This is a genomic window from Novosphingobium sp. 9 (genome assembly GCF_025340265.1).
GTDB lineage: Bacteria > Pseudomonadota > Alphaproteobacteria > Sphingomonadales > Sphingomonadaceae > Novosphingobium.
In genome coordinates this window covers 2600196-2616697 of record NZ_CP022707.1, presented here as the reverse complement: position 1 = coordinate 2616697, position 16502 = coordinate 2600196, and the positions used below count along the sequence as shown (strand labels likewise).

The window sequence follows — 16502 nt, the reverse complement described above, 5'->3', positions numbered from 1 at the left end:
GTTCGTGATCTATTTGCAGAGCCTAGGGGAGTGCGGTCCGCGCCGCGTATGCTTTCGCCGCAGGCCGGTATCAGCCTTTGCGATAGCTTGCGGCGAGGTTTCATTTGAGCCGCTCGGTGACTACGGCGACGAGAGCAATGGCAGCGGGATGGCTGTCGGCGTGCCTGTCCGGGGATGTGGTCGGTTTCCAGGATCTGTGCTGTCTGCCATTCCCTAGGGCGTCGGCTTGCGGCATAGCGCCGGAACCATGTCCGATACGCCTGATCATACCCCCAGCCTGTTTTCCGCCACGAATCTGGCCGAGGCTGACGCTGCCAACGAGCTTATGCGCCTTGCCCGCCAGATCGCGCGGGCCAACCGCAAGTACCATGCCGAGGACGCGCCCGAGATTTCGGATGCCGAATACGACGCGCTGGTGCGCCGCAATGCCGAGCTGGAAGCGGCCTATCCGCATCTGGTCCGGGCCGACAGTCCGGCGAATGCGGTGGGGCACGAAGTCGCGTCCTCGCCGCTCGGCAAGGTGCGCCACGAAGTGCGGATGATGAGCCTCGACAACGCCTTTGCGGACGATGAAGTGGCCGAGTTCCTCGCGCGCGTGCGCCGGTTCCTTTCGCTGCCCGCCGATGCGCCGCTGGCGGTGACGGCGGAGGACAAGATCGACGGCCTCTCCTGCTCGCTGCGCTACGAACACGGCATGCTTGTGCGCGCGGCGACGCGCGGCGACGGGCAGGTGGGTGAGGATGTGACGGCCAACGTCGCGCATATTCGGGACATCGTGCAGGAACTGGTCGGCGACGACATTCCCGAGGTCTTTGAGGTGCGCGGGGAAGTCTATATGGAGAAGGCGGCGTTCCTCGCGCTCAACACCGCCCTGATGGACGAGGCGCGAGCCGAGGCGGAGCGCAAGGGCGAGGCGTTCGACGAGGATGCGGCGGCGAAAGTCCGTCAGTTCGCCAATCCGCGCAACGCCGCCGCCGGATCGCTGCGCCAGAAGGATGCTGCCGTCACGGCCAAGCGCCCCTTGCGTTTCTGGGCGCACGGCTGGGGCGCAGCCAGCAGCGTTCCGGGCGAGAGCCAGCACGAGGTGATCCGCCGGATCGAGAGCTGGGGCCTGCCGGTCTCGCCGCAGTTCCGCCTGTGCCATTCGCTCGACGAGATGCTCGCCGCCTACCGCGCGATCCGTGACGGGCGCGCCGACCTGCCGTTCGAGATCGACGGCGTGGTCTACAAGGTGGACAGCCTTGCCTATCAGGGCCGCCTCGGTTTCGTGGCCAAGGCGCCGCGCTGGGGGCTGGCGCACAAGTTTCCCGCCGAACGCGCCGAGACCACGCTGGAATCGATCGATATCCAGGTTGGTCGCACCGGCAAGCTGACGCCGGTCGGGCGCCTGAAGCCGGTGCTGGTCGGCGGCGTCACCGTTACCAACGTGACGCTCCACAACCGCGACGAGATCGCGCGCCTCGGCGTGCGTCCGGGCGACCGGGTGGTGCTCCAGCGCGCGGGCGACGTGATCCCGCAGGTGGTCGAGAACGTGACCCGCGACGAGGTGCGCGAGGCTTACGCGTTCCCCGATCACTGCCCGGAATGCGGCAGTGAGGCTTACGCGGAGGTCGGTCAGGTCGATGTGCGTTGTAGTGGAGGGTTGATCTGCCCCGCTCAACGCACTGAGCGCCTCAAGCATTTCGTCAGCCGCGCCGCGCTCGATATCGAGGGGCTGGGCGAAAAGACGATCGATGAGTTCTTCGCGCAGGGCTGGCTGGAAAGCCCGGCCGATATCTTCCGCCTGCGGAAGCGCCGGGACGACATCCTCGCGCTCGATGGGTGGAAGGACAAGTCTGTGGACAACCTGTTGGCAGCGGTGGAAAACAAGCGCAGCCCCGATGCCGCGCGGTTGCTGTTCGGCCTTGGCATCCGCCATGTCGGGGCGGTGACGGCGCGCGATTTAATGAAGGCGTTCCGTACACTACCTAGACTGCGCGATACTGCGACAAAGGCGCATACCACTACTTGGCGTGACCCGGTGTCGAAGACTGCTGGAGGAACTGGAGAAGTTGGCGCCTTGAACGAGATGACGTGCATTATGGGCGTGGGGCCCGCTGTTATCGAAGCGCTGGGCGACTTCTTCCACGAGGCGCACAACGTCGAGGTGTGGGACGATCTGCTGTCCGAAGTTTCGCCGCCCCCTTATGTGGTGGAGACCAAGGAAAGCCCGGTCTCGGGCAAGACCGTGGTGTTCACCGGCAAGCTGGAGACGATGAGCCGCGACGAGGCCAAGGCGCAGGCCGAGCGCCTCGGCGCCAAGGCGGCGGGCTCGGTCTCGCCCAAGACCGATCTGGTGGTTGCCGGGCCGGGGGCGGGCTCGAAGCTGAAGAAGGCGGCGGACCTCGGCATCGAGGTGATCGACGAGGCAGCCTGGGCGGAGATCGTCAAGGCAGCGGGATAGCGACGACGGGGTTGGAAGCTGGGTATGCTTGCGCTCGCCATGACCATGGCAGGACCGGCTATTGCGCAGTCTGATCAATGTCTTGGCGGCCTGACCTCACAACTGATCGCAGGCGGTTTCACTGGCTCTACCGACTGCGATCATGACCACCTGACGTGGCACCGGCTGGGTCAGATCCGGGCTGGCGGGCGCGTGTTCGCGCTGTTCGATTATGCCTACTGGCTGAAACCGGTCTGCGCCGGGTGTGCCGTGCATGGTGGCCGTCGCATCGTCGTGATGGAGCGCCGTGGAGGCGCCGGGGAGCGGTATCTGGGGCAGTATGGCCCTTTGCAGATGGGCGCGGTTGCCGCGATCCGGGCTAACCGTCTCCGGCTTCAGGCCGCCTCGGGCGCGAAGGCTGCGGACATCGTCTTCACGCGCGCAGGACCGCCGCAGAGCATTCTCTACGACGGCGAGGTGCTGTCGTTCCACCGCTGAAGGGGAGGGGCGCTACTCCTTGCGGCCCTGCCGTTCGTGCAACTGGCGATAGTGCTGGACCCGCGTGGCGCGCAGGCCTGCCATGCCCTCGCGATCGATGGCGCGCTGCCACGAAGCGAGTTCCTCCAGCGTCAACTGATAGCGTTCGCAGGCCTGCGAGACGGTCAGCAGGCCGCCGTTCACCGCCGCGACGACTTCCGCCTTGCGGCGCACCACCCAGCGCGATGTGTTAACCGGCGGCAGGGTCTCCAGCGAGAGTTCCTCACCGTCCGGGCCGATGATCGCGGCCGGTCCGGGCGTTGCTGCTGAAAAATTTCCGGCCTCGGCACCCTCGGTCCGAACCGTCTCCGTGTCTGGCATTTTCGACCTTTCGAGCTGTGGGAAACAGCCCCCTTGGCCAAAAGTCTTGCTTGCGGGAGTTAAGATGAACTTGCCTTAATTGGTTAACATTTGCCTGCGCGGATTTGCGGAGTCCGTTGCGCTAAACGACCGGAATCCAGCGCTGCGGCGACTGGAATCGTTTACGTCTCGTTAACCTGTCTTAACTAGCGTCGCGATTATGGAAATATCCAACGCCCTCAATGATCCTCGTGCGATACCTGCCAAAGCGTCTTCCATGACAGGGCATGGTATGCAGGCAGGGACGGCGTCTCGCGTAAATGCCGCAAATCCGACAATTCGCGCAATTGCCCGCCATGTCTCCGGGGAAGGATGCCTGTTTCTGGTCCCGCGCGGTGACTTGGAGCCCGGCGAAGCCCTGCTGGTGAGCGTCGCAACGTTCCCGGCGGTACGCGGTGTCGTGCGCTGGGTGCTGGAGGACCGCCTCGGCTTCGCGTTCCGTCAGGTTTTGCCCGAGGGCATGGAGCATGCGCTGGCCGATCAGGCCCGCGCAGGGGCGCCGGTCACGCTGGAGCGCTGTTGAGGGCTCAGACCTTTGACCGTTTGCGCAGCCACAGGATCGACCAGTCGCCGTTGACGGTCCGTGCGGCGAGGCGGAGGCCTGCGCGGCGGCAGGCAGCGCGCACGGAGGCTTCCTGCGTTTCGAGCAGGCCCGCCAGCACCAGATGGCCGCCGGGAACCAGTGCCTTGCCGAAATCGGGCGCGAGGCTGACCAGCGGTCCGGCAAGGATATTGGCGATCACCAGATCGTAAGGCCCGCGCCCCTCGATCAGCGGGTGCTCCATGCCGTCTGCCACGGTCATCACCAGTTGCCCGGCGCCCGCACCCATCGGCACGTGGTTGGTTTCGGCATTGTCCTCGACCACGGTCACGCAGACCTGATCGATGTCGCTGGCGAGGGATAGGGCACGCGGCCACAGCTTCATCGCCGCGAAGGCGAGCAGGCCGGTGCCGGTGCCGATATCGGCCATGTTGCGCACCACCACGCCCTGCCGCTTCATGTGCGTGAGCATGGCAAGGCAGCCTGCGGTGGTCGCGTGCTGGCCGGTGCCGAAGGCCTGACTGGCAGGAATCTCGAAATCGACGATGCCCGGCTCGTCCGCAGCCGGATGCTCGGGCGTGTGGACGTGGAAGATCCCGGCGCGGATCGGTTCTAGGCCTTCCTGGCTGGTGACGAGCCAGTCGGTCTCGGGCAGTTCCTCCACTTCCAGCTTGGGCGCCTTGGTGATGCCGGGGCGTCCTTGAACAGCGCGCTGATCGCCTTCTTCTCGGCTGCCGTCGGCTTGCCTTCCAGCCAGGCTTCCAGACGCCAGTCCTCAGGCTTGTCCTCGGCGATCTCGCAGCCGGACAGGACGATGCCGGGGTCCCAGTCGAACGCCTCTTCATGCGCGACGAGGGCGGCTTCGATGACGAGGCGCGGGGCGTAGGCGGTGATCTTCCAGCTCATGCGCGGTTCCCTGCCGTCAGCCTCTCTCGCTGGCAAGCCGTTTCGTCAGCCGCTCGCCCGCTTCGCGCGCATAGGTGCGGCAGGCCGAGGGATCGTAGAGCGGCTTTTCGCCCGCAAGACGCTCGAACATGTCGCTCTGGCCGGGGTGCGGGGTGAGCAGGATGCCGCAGGGCAGGGCCGCCATCGTCGCAAGGCCCCGGCGGGCGGCGGCCATGCGCTGGGGGTGATCGGTGAAGCGGTAGCCGTCCGCCGATATGGTCGAGGCGCTGTCGAGGTAGGAGATCGTGCGGCACTGGTCATTCTCGCACGATTGCCAGACCCAGCTGGTAGAGCCCGGCGCGTGGACAGGCGTGGCATGCGGGGTGAAGCGCAAGGATCCCATGGTCACAGGTACGCCATCGGTCAGGGTGCGGGTGACGTTGACCGGATCGAACGGCGACAGATCGCCGGCCTGCGGGTCATCCTCTTCCGGCCTGCCGGTGGCGAGCACGCGTGCCTGAACGGGCAGCGCCGCGACAGTCGCTCCGGTCGCCCGCTGGAGCGCGGCGAGGCCGCCGACGTGATCGAAGTGATCGTGCGTTGCCAGGATCATCCGCACGCGGCGCGGCTCCCGGCCCAGCTTGCGGATATTGGCGAGCAGCAGCGGCGCGGCGGCGGCAACGCCCGCGTCGATCAGCACGTCGCCCTGCGGCGAGGTGACGAGCAGCGCGGTGATGCCGCAGGTGCCCACATACCAGGTGTTGCCGTAGACCTTCACAGGCGGCGCGGGATAGTCCCAGGCATCGTGCCCTTCGCAGGCCTTGAGTAGCGAGGGGGCTGCGTCGTCAGCGGTCTCCTTCGCCGGCTTCCCTGCCGACTCGGGCGATTTGTCCTGTTGCGCTGCGGCGGATGCAATACCTGCGTCTGCCGTTGCGGCCAGAGCAAGGGCAGGGATCAGCAAAAGCGCGGCAGGGCGCAGGCGAAGCGGGCGAGGGAGCGGAAACACCATGGTTTTGCGGCATACACCGGAAACCGGGGCATGAGCCAGCCGCAACCGAAAGCGCCGGAAATGCGCGCGAAACTTGCGTTCGGAACTTGCGCCATGGCGTGATTTGGCTAAGGGGACTTGAAAACAAGGGCAGAGGGTCATCCCTGCCGAACTAGGTACAGGCTAAGGGGAATCGTACGCGCATGGCAAACGCCGGGACAAAGAACCGACCGCTTTCGCCCCATCTTCAGATCTGGAAGTGGGGTCCGCACATGTTCGTGTCGATCCTCCACCGCGTGAGCGGAGGCGCGACGTCTGTCGGCGGCCTCGCGCTGCTGCTGTGGTGGCTGGGCGCGCTGGCCGCAGGGCCGGACGCCTACGCGACGTTCAGCTGGGCGATGACCACCCCGATCGGCTATCTGGTGATGGTCGGCGTGAGCTGGGCCTTCTTCACCCACATGATGAGCGGCCTGCGCCACTTCGTGCTGGATATCGGCGCGGGCTTCGAACTGAAGAGCAACCGCTTCTGGTCGATCGTCTCGCCGGTGATGGGCGTGGTTCTCACGATCGCCTTCTGGGCGATCATCCTGCTTCGCTGACGGGGACAAGACAACATGGGTAACGGAACTTCCATCGGCCGCGTGCGCGGCTTGGGTTCGGCGAAGACGGGCGTCAGCCACTGGCTGGTCCAGCGCTTCACCGCCATTGGCAACCTGCTGCTCGGCCTCTGGCTGGTGATCTCGATCCTGCTGCTGCCGAACATGAGCTATGCGACGGTGATCGAGTGGATCGTCAAGCCGGTCCCGGCGATGGCCATCGCGCTCTTCGTCATCTCCACCTTCTGGCACGCACGCCTCGGCCTGCAGGTTGCCATGGAGGACTATGTCCATGAACACGGCAACAAGTTCGCGCTGATCACGCTGCTGAACTTCCTTGCCTTCGCAGGCGCCGGTTTCGGCGTGTTCTGCATCATTCGCCTCGCGCTGGGAGCCCACGCCTGATGTCCGAGAATACCACGGGCTCTGCCTACAAGATCATCGACCACGTCTACGACACCGTCGTCGTCGGCGCCGGCGGTTCGGGCCTTCGCGCCACCATGGGGTCGGCCGAGGCCGGTCTGAAGACCGCCTGCATCACCAAGGTGTTCCCCACCCGCTCGCACACCGTTGCGGCGCAGGGCGGCATCGCGGCTTCGCTCAAGAACAACACGCCCGATCACTGGACCTGGCACATGTACGACACCGTCAAGGGGTCGGACTGGCTGGGCGACCAGGACGCGATCGAGTACATGGTGCGTGAAGCACCCGCTGCGGTCTACGAGCTGGAGCACGCAGGCGTGCCCTTCAGCCGCAACGCCGATGGCACCATCTACCAGCGTCCGTTCGGCGGCCACATGCAGAACATGGGCGAAGGCCCGCCGGTGCAGCGCACCTGCGCCGCGGCCGACCGTACCGGTCACGCCATGCTGCACGCGCTCTACCAGCAGTCGCTGAAGTACGACGCGGACTTCTTCATCGAATACTTCGCGATCGACCTGATCATGGAGAACGGCGAGTGCCGCGGCGTGATCGCGCTGTGCCTCGACGACGGTTCGATCCACCGCTTCCGCTCGCAGGCCGTGGTGCTGGCGACGGGCGGTTATGGCCGCAGCTACTACACCGCCACTTCGGCCCACACCTGCACGGGTGACGGCGGCGGCATGGTGCTGCGTGCGGGCCTGCCGCTGCAGGACATGGAATTCGTCCAGTTCCACCCGACCGGCATCTACGGCGCGGGCGTGCTCATCACCGAGGGCGCACGCGGTGAGGGCGGCTACCTGACCAACTCCGAAGGCGAGCGCTTCATGGAGCGCTATGCCCCCTCGGCGAAGGATCTCGCCTCGCGCGATGTCGTCTCGCGTTCGATGGCGCTGGAAATCCGCGAAGGTCGCGGCGTCGGCCCGCACAAGGACCACATCTACCTGCACCTCGATCACATCGACGCCAAGGTGCTGGGCGAGCGTCTTCCGGGCATCACCGAGAGCGGCAAGATCTTTGCCGGTGTCGACCTGACCCGCCAGCCGCTGCCGGTGGTGCCGACCGTGCACTACAACATGGGCGGCATTCCCTGTAACTATCACGGCGAAGTCGTCACCATCGGTGCCGACGGCAACCCGGATACCGTGGTGCCCGGCCTGTTCGCAGTGGGCGAGGCAGCCTGCGTTTCGGTCCACGGCGCCAACCGCCTGGGCTCGAACTCGCTGATCGACCTCGTGGTGTTCGGTCGTGCGACCGGCCACCGCCTCAAGGAACTGCTGACGCCGGGCAAGGCGCAGCCGGAACTGCCCAAGGATTCGGCGGATCTCGCGCTTACCCGTCTCGACCACTTCCGCTATGCGGACGGTGGCACCCCGACGGCAGAACTGCGCACCGAGATGCAGCGCAACATGTCGGCCCACGCCGCCGTGTTCCGCACCGACGAACTGATGGCCGAGGGCAAGGCGGCGATCGCCGAGACCTACAAGAAGATGAGCGACATCAAGGTCACCGACCGTGGCCTGATCTGGAACTCCGACCTCGTCGAGACGATGGAGCTGGACAACCTGATCTCGCAGGCGACTGTCACGCTGCACGGCGCGCACGCTCGCAAGGAAAGCCGCGGCGCCCACGCGCACGAGGACTTCCCGAACCGCGACGATGCGAACTGGATGAAGCACACCGTGGGCTGGTTCGACGGCTGGGGCGGCAAGGGCGGCGACGTCCGTCTCGACTACCGCCCGGTCCACGAATACACGCTGACCGACGATGTCGAGTACATCAAGCCCAAGGCCCGCGTGTACTGAGCCGGGAAGCGTGCGCTGATGAAGCTGGGCAGGGCGCTCGGGGTGCCCGCTCTTGCAAGCATATTTATGGCCGCTGGCGGACTCGCGTTCGCCGGCGGTCTTTCGTTTCCGGTCTATCGCGACACTGTGCTGGCGCCGAGGATCAAGGCCGCCGCCTGCGTGCATGACAGGCTCGTCGGCAAGGCGGTGTGGGACCAGTTGGCTGCGCTGAAAACCTGGCGGCACCCGTTGATGCAGGGCGGTCTGGCTGCCGTATTGTGTGGCCTTGCATTGCTGGGGTTATGGGCCGCTTTTCCTAACACTGGTCGTCGCTGGCTGGCAACGCCGTCACAACGCGCGACCTTCGTGCTGTTAGGCGCGGCGGCGCTGGCGATGATCTGGGCGGATGCGGTCTATGCGGAAGTGCTCGACGAGCGACGTCTGCCATGGTGCGTCAGCGGGTTTGGCCCCACGCTCATCGGGGCCACGCTGTTAGCGCTGATGTTGGCCATCGTTGGCCTGCTGGCGGGCTTGGCGGCGAGCCGAACCTTTGGGTCTTTGCCGGTCGATCTGGCTGTCTGGGACCGTGATCGGCCGATGCGCTCGGTGGTCGCGACAGCGATCGCGCTACCTGTCATTGCGGCTATCGCGATTGTGTTTGTCGACTCGTTCCCGCGGACATCGTTTGCGTGTTGTCCGGGGCTGCTGGTGCTGATCTATCTTGTCGCCGCTGTGCGAGCGGCTGCGCTTGGCCCGGCGCAGTGCGGGCCGCATGCCGAAGATACAAACGGCGAAGGTTCGGTCGAGGCCCTGTCGTCAAGGCCTTAACGGCAGGCTGATCCGCGCGGTGAGGCCCTGTTCGGCCCATTCGCGCGTTATCGTGCCGGAAGCTGTGGCGAGGAGGCGGTCGATGAGGTCGCTGCCGAAGCCGCGATGCTCGGGCGTTGCGACAAGCGGTGGGCCGCCACGTTCTTCCCAGACGAGATCGAGAATCCCTTCGTGCGCGCTCCAGTGCAGGTTCACCTCGCCATCGGGGCGGGAGATCGCGCCGTACTTCACCGCGTTGGTCATCAGTTCGTGCGTGACGAGCGAGAGCGTGGAGAGATAGGTCTCGGGCAGGCTCACCCTGTCGCCGTGGACGCTGCACTGGCTGTAGTAGGGCTGGAGCACCGAGATCAGCAGCGTTTGCAGGTCGAGGTGGGCAAAGTCGCTGCCGCGCGCGGCATTGTCCGAGAATACCGCGTCGAACGAGCGCCAGATCGCTTCCACCTTGGCGCGGAACAGCGCCATCGGTGATTTGCTGCCATTGCTGTTACGGGCCTCGCGCTCGGCGAAGTGGGACAGGCTGGAGACGACCGAGAACAGGTTCTTGATCCGGTGGGCGATCTCGCGCGCCATGAGTTTTTCGCGGGCGACCGCCTCTTCGAGCTGGCGTTCGAGCAGCGTCGTTTCGGTGATATCGCGCGAGACGCACAGGATGGTGGACGTGCCGCCATCCGCATCGAGGACCGGGGTGAGCAGGTTGTCCCAGTAGAACACCAGTCCATTGAACTCGCTGCGGCCGGAGAAGCGGGCGACATGGCCTGCGCGCGCCCTTTCCAGCGCCGCCTCGGCTGCCACCTGGATTTCGGGCGGGAGCAGCGGCGCCCACGGCATGCCGAAGCCGGATGCGGGATCGACGCCCAGTGCGACACAGCCTGCCCGGTTCATCGTGACGAGATTGCCGTCCGGCGCGATGACCTTGATGCAGTCGGGCGTGGTGTCCAGCATGGCGCGCTGGAGATCGGCCAGCGAGGTCGTGCTGGTGGAGGGCGCCGAATGCGGCGCGGCCAGAGGCGTTGTGCCCGGATTTTCCATATGCGGCTGGCCTCCCAAGGCTTCCGAGGATGGCCGTTCAGGCTAACACGCCGCTAACCGGCTGCAAGTGTTTCTGCGCATTTCGGATGGTGGGTGGTATGTTTTGTGTCGGGCAGCGCGGAAACCCGGCGCGCCGATGGACGTTGCAGTGGGGAACCGACCTCATATTCCATCGGAGATTGCGCATGGTGCAGATGCACATGGACCCCACTCTCGATCCCTCGCTCAATGCCGATCCGCTGGTGTCCGCCGCCGCGCGCGAGCCTTCCGGCTGGGCCTGGGTGCTCGCCTACGGGATCGTTCTGTTGCTGATCGCGCTGGCGGTGCTGGTCGAACCGGCCATTGCGGGTGTCGCCGCCGGGCTCGTGATCGGGCTGGTGCTGACGCTTTACGGCATCGCGGCGATTGCTTCGGGCTTCACCGCGATGTCCAGCCGGGCGCGCTGGATCGAGATCGGGCTCGGCGTGGTCGCGCTGATCGCGGGGCTGGTCTCGCTGTTCAATCCGCTGGCGGGCGCGGTCTCGCTGGTCTGGGCCATCGGCGTGTGGCTGCTGGTGACGGGTGTTCTGCAACTGGCCGCAGGGTTCAAGGCGCGTCACGATCGCGGCTGGCGCATCGGCATGGGTGTGCTCGACGTTCTTCTCGGGCTGATCCTGATGTTCGCAGGGCCGCTGGTGAGCCTCGCCTTTCTGGCTGGTATCGTCGCGATCACGCTGGGCGTGCGCGGCGTGTTCCTGCTGGTTGTCGCGCGCGACATGCGCAAGGGCCTGCCGCTCTGAGATAATCACCGATGGCGAGCGACCCGAAGGACAGTACGGACCGCCGCACGCAACTGGCGGCGGACCGCACACTGCTCGCCTCGGAGCGGACGTATGCCGCGTGGATGCGTACCGGGCTGGCGGCGCTGGCCTCGGGCGTGGGGGCGAAGGCGCTGCTCGATGGCGAGATCGCGCACTGGCTGGCCACGGCGACGGCTGTCCTCCTGCTGATCTTCGCAGGATTCTGCTTCGTGGCAGGCGTTTGGCGCGAGATCGGTGGCGCGGTGCCTAGGCCGCGCACGGACATGGCGCGCCTGCCGACATGGTTGCTGCTGGGTTCAACGGCTTTCTGGTGCTGGTCTGCGCCGCCGTGCTGGTGGGCGTACTGGTGCGCTGAGAGGAAGCCCGTCTGACGTCAGCTGGGCGAGCGGGCCTTGCGCTCTTCATTCTTGGCGGCGTCCGCCTGTTCGGCCTTGGCTTTCTTCGCGGCCTTTTCGCGGTCTTCCTTCTCGAACTTCGCCTTGTAGGCCGCGATCACCTTTGGCGTGGCGGGAGAGGCAGGGTAGGCGCAGTGGCGCGCTTCGCCAAGGCCCTTGAGGAACCCGCGCCGGGCCAGCCCCGCCTGGATCGCGGCGGTTACTTCGTCATCGTGCTTGCGTGCGCCGGAGACTTCCCGAACGAGGCTGCGGAACGGGATGAACGAGGCGACGACATATTTCGCGACGCGGGTGGCGCTGATGCGGTCGCGCTCTTCCTGCGGCAGGTCGAGATCGGGGCCGAGAATATCGTCGAGGGCATCGACGGCAGCGGTGATGCTGGTGCAGTTGTTCAGGCCGTCACGGTCGTAGGGCCTGGTTTCCGCCTCGATCAGCAACTGGGGAATCTTGCGCTGATCGAGGTTGAGATCGTTCACCGGGGTCTTGGCGACATCCATCGCATCGGGAGAGCGGTCGGTGATCGGACGCTGATCGGCAGCCCTGGCCGCAGGCGCGATAAGCAGCCCCAGAGCGGCAGCCGCGCCCCCCGCGGCACCGACGAACTTGCGCATGGTAGTCACATTGTCTCCTAGCCGGCCAACCGGTTCCGCACCCTGTCTCATGAGGCGAACGTGTCGCAGGCGTCCTCGTTCCCGGTGTCGAGCCCGCGCTTGAGCCATTCCATGCGCTGGGCGCTGGTGCCGTGGGTGAAGCGCTCGGCGTTAACGGCCTGCCCGGCATTGCGCATCAGCGTGTCGTCGCCGATGGCGCTGGCGGCGCGCATGCCTTCCTCCATGTCGCCCGGCTCGATCAGATCGCGGTTGCGCGCGGCCCAGACGCCCGCATAGCAATCCGCCTGAAGCTCCATGCGCACCTGTAGCGAATTGGCGGCTTGCGGGTTCGCCTGCTGTTCGCGGCGGACCTTGGTGTCGAGCCCGGTCAGGTGCTGGACGTGGTGGCCATATTCATGGGCCATGACATAATATCGCGCGAAATCGCCCTTGGCGCCGAGCTGCTGCTGAAGTTCGTCGTAGAAGCTGGTGTCGATCCAGATGCCCTGATCGGCCGGGCAGTAGAATGGCCCCATCGCCGCCTGCGCCACGCCGCAGCCGGACCGACTGGTGCCGTTGTAGAAGTACAGCATGGGCTGCTCGAACGCGATGCCGGCCTGCTGAAAGCGCGGCTGCCAGGTCTGGTTGAGCGAATCGAGCGCGTTGCAGGCTTCGGTCGCATAGGCGTTCTGGGTGCAGATTTTTGTGACGTCGGTGGTGCCTGCCGCCGGAGCGGAGGAGGTAGGCGACTGGCCGCCGCTGCCGCCTTGCGTCGCGGTCTGGACGCTCTCGATCGTGCCGAGCATCTGCTGCGGGTCGACGCCGAACACGACCGCGCCGATCAGCACCAGTACCAGCGTGCCGCAGCCCAGCTTGCCGCCGCCACCGCCGGGAAATCCGCCACCGCCGCCTTCACCCTGACTGACGCGAATGTTCGCCGGATTGAACTGATTGAGCCGCATATTCGTGTCCCCGCCTGATCTGCCTGACCCTGTGATCGGAACTCTAGCCGAGCCCGGTCGCGCTGTAATCCCTGCGGGCCGTTTTTGCTCCCGTCCCGCTGCCGGGACGCAAAATGCGATGGACCGAGTGCGAAGCGCACTCCATGCAACGCAAAACGGCAGTTGCATGCCTGACAAGTGCGATGGAATGCGCTTATAGAACGACCATGCGAGGGCATACGGGCAACAAGGGGCAGTATTTCGGCAGCACCGCAAGGCGCGGGCTGCGTGCACTTGCTGTTGCGGTTCTTGCCGCGGCCTTGACGGCGAGCGGATCGCTTTCTGCCCGTCCGCGCATCGACAAGGACAGCCGGGATATCGAAGCGCGTCTGCTCGCCGATATTCGCGTGCTTGCCAGCGATGACTTCGACGGTCGCAAGCCGGGCACGAAGGGCGAGACGAAGACGCTCCATTATCTCGGCAAGGAATGGTTCGATATCGGCCTCGTCTCGGGCACCAACGATCCGGGTAACGAGTGGTTCGCGCCGGTGACGCTGCTGGTGCGCGAGCCTGCCGTTTCCACCGCACGCTTCTGGCGCAAGGGCCGGGCGGTGCCGTTCGATCGCAAGTCCGTTCTGGCACTGACCTGGGGCAAGCGTGCGATGGTAAGCAGCGCGCCGTTGCTGTTCGTCGGGCATGGGCAGGGGGCTGAGCTGACCCGCGCCGAACTGGCGGGGCGCGTGGCGCTGCTGCTCGATGGCGACGGTACGGACGGCAGTCGTCAGAACATGCTGCTGCAAAAGGGCGCGGCGGCGGTGTTGACCGTGCTCGACGGGCATCGCACGCTGGCCGATGTGGCGGCGCGCCGCGAGCGTTCGGGCTATGCCCTGGCCGACGAGGGGCTCGACAGCGATATCGAGGCTTACGCCACGCGCGAGGGCGTGACCGAACTGCTCGCCCACGCAGGCCTTTCGCTCCAGAAGCTGGAAGCGAAAGCCGCGGCGCCGGGCTTCGTGCCGCGCGTGCTGGATATTGCGGTCTCGCTGGAGGCGACGACGACCGAGACAACGATCCATACCCATAACCTGATCGGCAAGCTGCCGGGGCGCGATCCCTCGCAGGGCGCAGTGCTGTTTCTGGCGCATTGGGATCACTTCGGCGAATGTGCGGCGGCGGGCGCGCCGGACCGGATCTGCAACGGTGCGGTCGACAATGCCAGTGGCGTTGCGGCGCTTACCGAAGTCGCCCGCCAGCTTGCCAGGGGGCCGCAGCTCGATCGCGATATCTATTTCATGGCGACCACGGGCGAGGAGTCCGGGCTGCTGGGCGCCCATGCCTTTGCCGACAATCCGCCGATCCCGCTCGATCGCTTCGTGGCGGCCTTCAACATCGATTCGCCCGCGATCGCCCCGCACGGCACACCGTTCGCCATCGTCGGGCGCGGGATGACGGCGCTCGATCCCGAGATCGAGAAAGTGGCGAAGGCGCAGAAGGTGAAGATCGTCCAGAATAACGACGCCAACGAATATGTGCGCCGTCAGGATGGTTGGGCGCTGCTCCAGCACGATGTGCCTGCGGTGATGGTGACGACGGCCTATGGCGAACTGTCGCGTCTGCGCGCTTTCTTCGAGGGGCCGTATCATCGCCCGATCGACGATGTGGCGCATCTGGGGCCGCTGGGCGGGGCGGCGGACGACACCCGGATGCTCACCGCGCTGGGACGCTGGTTCGGCGATGCGCAAAGCTATTCGCCCACGACCTCCGACAGTGTGCCCGCGTCCCCGGCAACTGCCGCTGCAACTGGCATTGCAATCGGGGCATCCACCCCTGCCGCAAACGCGAAATGAGGGTCTAGCCTCTGGCGGTATCTTTGATTACATGGCTCGCCACGATTCTCCCCCGCAAGATTTAGGTGGCGCACATGGATATCCCTCTCGGACTCACTTTCGACGACGTTCTGCTGCGTCCTGCCAAGTCCGAGATCGTGCCGACCCAGGCCGATACCCGCACCCGCCTGACCCGCTCGATCAGCCTGAACATCCCGGTGGTTTCCTCGGCGATGGATACCGTGACCGAGGCCGACATGGCCATCGTCATGGCGCAGCTGGGCGGCATCGGCGTGCTTCACCGCAACCTGACCATCGAAGAGCAGTGCGCGGCTGTCCGCGCGGTCAAGCGCTTCGAGAGCGGCATGGTCGTCAATCCGATCACCATCTCGCCCGACGCCACGCTGGGTGAAGCGCGCGCCCTGATGATGACGCACAAGATCAACGGCATCCCGGTGGTCGAAGGCTCGGGCAAGCTGGTGGGCATCCTCACCAACCGCGATGTGCGCTTCGCCGCCAATCCCGGTCAGCCGGTGCGCGAACTGATGACGCATGAGAACCTCGCCACCGTGAAGGTCGGCGTCGGTTCGGAAGAGGCGCGCCGCCTGCTGCATGCCCGCCGCATCGAGAAGCTGCTGGTGGTGGATGACGCCTTCAAGTGCGTCGGCCTGATCACCGTTAAGGACATCGAGAAGGCCGTCACCTACCCTGACGCCACCAAGGACGAGGCGGGCCGCCTGCGCGTTGCCGCTGCAACCACCGTGGGCGACAAGGGCTTCGAGCGCACCGAGGCGCTGCTCGCCGCCGAGTGCGACGTTGTCGTGATCGACACCGCGCACGGCCATAACGCCGATGTCGCCCGCGCGGTCGAGCGCGTGAAGAAGCTGTCGAACAACGCGCAGGTGATCGCCGGTAACATCGCCACGGCCGAAGCCGCCAAGGCGCTGATCGACGCGGGCGCGGATGGCGTGAAGGTGGGCATCGGGCCCGGCTCGATCTGCACCACGCGCATCGTTGCCGGTGTCGGCGTGCCGCAGCTTACCGCGATCATGGACGCGGCAGAGGAAGCTGCCAAGGCAGGCATCCCGGTGATCGGCGATGGCGGTCTGCGCACCTCGGGCGATGCCGCCAAGGCGCTCGCCGCCGGTGCCTCGACCGTGATGATCGGCTCGATGCTGGCAGGCACTGAGGAAGCGCCGGGCGAGACCTTCATCTATCAGGGCCGCGCCTACAAGTCGTATCGCGGCATGGGTTCGGTCGGCGCGATGGGCCGCGGCTCGGCGGACCGCTACTTCCAGGGCGACATCAAGGACCAGATGAAGCTGGTGCCCGAAGGTATCGAGGGTCAGGTCGCCTACAAGGGTCCGGCCAAGGACGTGATCCACCAGCTGGTCGGCGGCATCAAGGCGGCGATGGGCTACACCGGCTCTGCCACCATCGAAGACCTCAAGGGCGCGCAGTTCGTGCGCATCACCAACGCCGGTCTTCGCGAGAGCCACGTCCACGACGTGACGATCACCCGCGAAGCGCCGAACTACCCCTCGCGCTGAAAGTAGTCCG

At 66.0% G+C, this 16502-nt stretch carries 18 protein-coding genes; 11 read left to right on the top strand and 7 right to left on the bottom strand.

Annotated features, from left to right (window positions below; genetic code table 11):
* Positions 1–247: 247 nt before the first annotated feature.
* The gene (ligA, locus tag CI805_RS12800) at positions 248–2443 is read left to right on the top strand and encodes an NAD-dependent DNA ligase LigA (RefSeq protein WP_260923950.1); all 2196 of its coding nucleotides are present in this window, start codon (positions 248–250) and stop codon (positions 2441–2443) included.
* 24 nt (positions 2444–2467) lie between these two features.
* Positions 2468–2920 (top strand): hypothetical protein, encoded by a 453-nt coding sequence (locus CI805_RS12795; protein ID WP_260923947.1) that lies wholly within the window; start codon positions 2468–2470, stop codon positions 2918–2920.
* A gap of 12 nt (positions 2921–2932) precedes the next feature.
* Here CI805_RS12795 and CI805_RS12790 read toward each other — a convergent pair whose 3' ends face one another.
* On the bottom strand, positions 2933–3280 hold the full coding sequence (locus tag CI805_RS12790; protein ID WP_260923944.1) for a DUF1153 domain-containing protein: 348 nt from the start codon (positions 3278–3280) through the stop codon (positions 2933–2935).
* Positions 3281–3536: 256 nt separating this feature from the next.
* Between CI805_RS12790 and CI805_RS12785 the strand changes: the two genes are divergently transcribed.
* Positions 3537–3842 carry a PilZ domain-containing protein gene (locus CI805_RS12785; RefSeq protein WP_260923940.1) on the top strand — a complete coding sequence of 102 codons (306 nt, stop codon included), beginning with the start codon at positions 3537–3539 and terminating at the stop codon, positions 3840–3842.
* A 4-nt stretch (positions 3843–3846) separates the two neighbouring features.
* On the opposite strand, the gene CI805_RS12780 is transcribed toward CI805_RS12785, so the two are convergent.
* The 3 genes from CI805_RS12780 to bla are packed head-to-tail and all read right to left on the bottom strand — an operon-like array spanning position 3847 to position 5754.
* Positions 3847–4524: a 50S ribosomal protein L11 methyltransferase gene (locus CI805_RS12780; protein WP_409934898.1), complete on the bottom strand. Its 678-nt coding sequence runs from the start codon at positions 4522–4524 to the stop codon at positions 3847–3849.
* Positions 4473–4766, bottom strand: coding sequence for a hypothetical protein (locus tag CI805_RS21125; RefSeq protein ID WP_409934897.1), 294 nt, complete (start codon positions 4764–4766; stop codon positions 4473–4475). Before CI805_RS21125 ends, CI805_RS12780 begins: the two co-directional genes overlap by 52 nt.
* A gap of 16 nt (positions 4767–4782) precedes the next feature.
* Positions 4783–5754: a subclass B3 metallo-beta-lactamase gene (gene bla, locus CI805_RS12775; RefSeq protein ID WP_260923938.1), complete on the bottom strand. Its 972-nt coding sequence runs from the start codon at positions 5752–5754 to the stop codon at positions 4783–4785.
* Between the two features lie 182 nt (positions 5755–5936).
* On the opposite strand from bla, the gene sdhC reads away from it, so the two are divergent.
* From sdhC to CI805_RS12755, 4 genes are read left to right on the top strand one after another with little or no spacing between them, the layout of a single operon-like run.
* Positions 5937–6332 carry a succinate dehydrogenase, cytochrome b556 subunit gene (gene sdhC / locus CI805_RS12770; RefSeq protein ID WP_260923935.1) on the top strand — a complete coding sequence of 132 codons (396 nt, stop codon included), beginning with the start codon at positions 5937–5939 and terminating at the stop codon, positions 6330–6332.
* 15 nt (positions 6333–6347) lie between these two features.
* A complete protein-coding gene (sdhD, locus tag CI805_RS12765) occupies positions 6348–6734 on the top strand; it encodes a succinate dehydrogenase, hydrophobic membrane anchor protein (RefSeq protein WP_260923932.1) in 387 nt (128 codons plus the stop codon).
* Positions 6734–8554 (top strand): succinate dehydrogenase flavoprotein subunit, encoded by a 1821-nt coding sequence (gene sdhA, locus CI805_RS12760; RefSeq protein WP_260923930.1) that lies wholly within the window; start codon positions 6734–6736, stop codon positions 8552–8554. Before sdhD ends, sdhA begins: the two co-directional genes overlap by 1 nt.
* A gap of 18 nt (positions 8555–8572) precedes the next feature.
* The gene (locus CI805_RS12755) at positions 8573–9361 is read left to right on the top strand and encodes a hypothetical protein (RefSeq protein WP_260923927.1); all 789 of its coding nucleotides are present in this window, start codon (positions 8573–8575) and stop codon (positions 9359–9361) included.
* Here the strand turns inward: CI805_RS12755 and CI805_RS12750 are convergent.
* A complete protein-coding gene (locus CI805_RS12750) occupies positions 9350–10390 on the bottom strand; it encodes a sensor histidine kinase (RefSeq protein ID WP_260923925.1) in 1041 nt (346 codons plus the stop codon). The two genes, CI805_RS12755 and CI805_RS12750, sit on opposite strands and share 12 nt — an antisense overlap.
* A gap of 185 nt (positions 10391–10575) precedes the next feature.
* Here CI805_RS12750 and CI805_RS12745 point away from each other — a divergent pair, with 185 nt between their 5' ends.
* Both CI805_RS12745 and CI805_RS12740 read left to right on the top strand, forming a co-directional pair.
* Positions 10576–11169, top strand: coding sequence for an HdeD family acid-resistance protein (locus CI805_RS12745; RefSeq protein ID WP_260923923.1), 594 nt, complete (start codon positions 10576–10578; stop codon positions 11167–11169).
* A gap of 11 nt (positions 11170–11180) precedes the next feature.
* Entirely contained in the window at positions 11181–11561 is a 381-nt protein-coding gene (locus CI805_RS12740; RefSeq protein WP_260923921.1) for a YidH family protein, read from the top strand.
* Between the two features lie 2 nt (positions 11562–11563).
* Here the strand turns inward: CI805_RS12740 and CI805_RS12735 are convergent, their stop codons facing one another.
* The gene (locus CI805_RS12735; protein WP_260927976.1) at positions 11564–12196 is read right to left on the bottom strand and encodes a hypothetical protein; all 633 of its coding nucleotides are present in this window, start codon (positions 12194–12196) and stop codon (positions 11564–11566) included.
* Positions 12197–12243: 47 nt separating this feature from the next.
* The gene (locus CI805_RS12730; protein ID WP_260923919.1) at positions 12244–13137 is read right to left on the bottom strand and encodes a neutral zinc metallopeptidase; all 894 of its coding nucleotides are present in this window, start codon (positions 13135–13137) and stop codon (positions 12244–12246) included.
* A 206-nt stretch (positions 13138–13343) separates the two neighbouring features.
* Here CI805_RS12730 and CI805_RS12725 point away from each other — a divergent pair, with 206 nt between their 5' ends.
* Together CI805_RS12725 and guaB are read left to right on the top strand one after the other, a co-directional pair.
* Positions 13344–14963 (top strand): M28 family metallopeptidase, encoded by a 1620-nt coding sequence (locus CI805_RS12725; RefSeq protein ID WP_260923917.1) that lies wholly within the window; start codon positions 13344–13346, stop codon positions 14961–14963.
* A 74-nt stretch (positions 14964–15037) separates the two neighbouring features.
* Positions 15038–16492 carry an IMP dehydrogenase gene (guaB, locus tag CI805_RS12720; RefSeq protein ID WP_260923915.1) on the top strand — a complete coding sequence of 485 codons (1455 nt, stop codon included), beginning with the start codon at positions 15038–15040 and terminating at the stop codon, positions 16490–16492.
* The last annotated feature ends 10 nt before the right edge of the window (positions 16493–16502 follow it).

Excerpts from the sequence above, each read along its gene's own strand:
- CI805_RS21125 (WP_409934897.1), bottom strand. The coding sequence starts at position 4,766 with ATGAGCTGGAAGATCACCGCCTACGCCCCGCGCCTCGTCATCGAAGCC.
- CI805_RS12740 (WP_260923921.1), top strand. The coding sequence starts at position 11,181 with ATGGCGAGCGACCCGAAGGACAGTACGGACCGCCGCACGCAACTGGCG.
- CI805_RS12790 (WP_260923944.1), bottom strand. The coding sequence starts at position 3,280 with ATGCCAGACACGGAGACGGTTCGGACCGAGGGTGCCGAGGCCGGAAAT.
- CI805_RS12730 (WP_260923919.1), bottom strand. The coding sequence starts at position 13,137 with ATGCGGCTCAATCAGTTCAATCCGGCGAACATTCGCGTCAGTCAGGGT.
- bla (WP_260923938.1), bottom strand. The coding sequence starts at position 5,754 with ATGGTGTTTCCGCTCCCTCGCCCGCTTCGCCTGCGCCCTGCCGCGCTT.
- sdhC (WP_260923935.1), top strand. The coding sequence starts at position 5,937 with ATGGCAAACGCCGGGACAAAGAACCGACCGCTTTCGCCCCATCTTCAG.
- CI805_RS12785 (WP_260923940.1), top strand. The coding sequence starts at position 3,537 with ATGACAGGGCATGGTATGCAGGCAGGGACGGCGTCTCGCGTAAATGCC.
- guaB (WP_260923915.1), top strand. The coding sequence starts at position 15,038 with ATGGATATCCCTCTCGGACTCACTTTCGACGACGTTCTGCTGCGTCCT.
- sdhD (WP_260923932.1), top strand. The coding sequence starts at position 6,348 with ATGGGTAACGGAACTTCCATCGGCCGCGTGCGCGGCTTGGGTTCGGCG.
- CI805_RS12725 (WP_260923917.1), top strand. The coding sequence starts at position 13,344 with ATGCGAGGGCATACGGGCAACAAGGGGCAGTATTTCGGCAGCACCGCA.
- CI805_RS12750 (WP_260923925.1), bottom strand. The coding sequence starts at position 10,390 with ATGGAAAATCCGGGCACAACGCCTCTGGCCGCGCCGCATTCGGCGCCC.
- ligA (WP_260923950.1), top strand. The coding sequence starts at position 248 with ATGTCCGATACGCCTGATCATACCCCCAGCCTGTTTTCCGCCACGAAT.
- CI805_RS12735 (WP_260927976.1), bottom strand. The coding sequence starts at position 12,196 with ATGCGCAAGTTCGTCGGTGCCGCGGGGGGCGCGGCTGCCGCTCTGGGG.
- CI805_RS12745 (WP_260923923.1), top strand. The coding sequence starts at position 10,576 with ATGGTGCAGATGCACATGGACCCCACTCTCGATCCCTCGCTCAATGCC.
- CI805_RS12795 (WP_260923947.1), top strand. The coding sequence starts at position 2,468 with ATGCTTGCGCTCGCCATGACCATGGCAGGACCGGCTATTGCGCAGTCT.
- CI805_RS12755 (WP_260923927.1), top strand. The coding sequence starts at position 8,573 with ATGAAGCTGGGCAGGGCGCTCGGGGTGCCCGCTCTTGCAAGCATATTT.
- sdhA (WP_260923930.1), top strand. The coding sequence starts at position 6,734 with ATGTCCGAGAATACCACGGGCTCTGCCTACAAGATCATCGACCACGTC.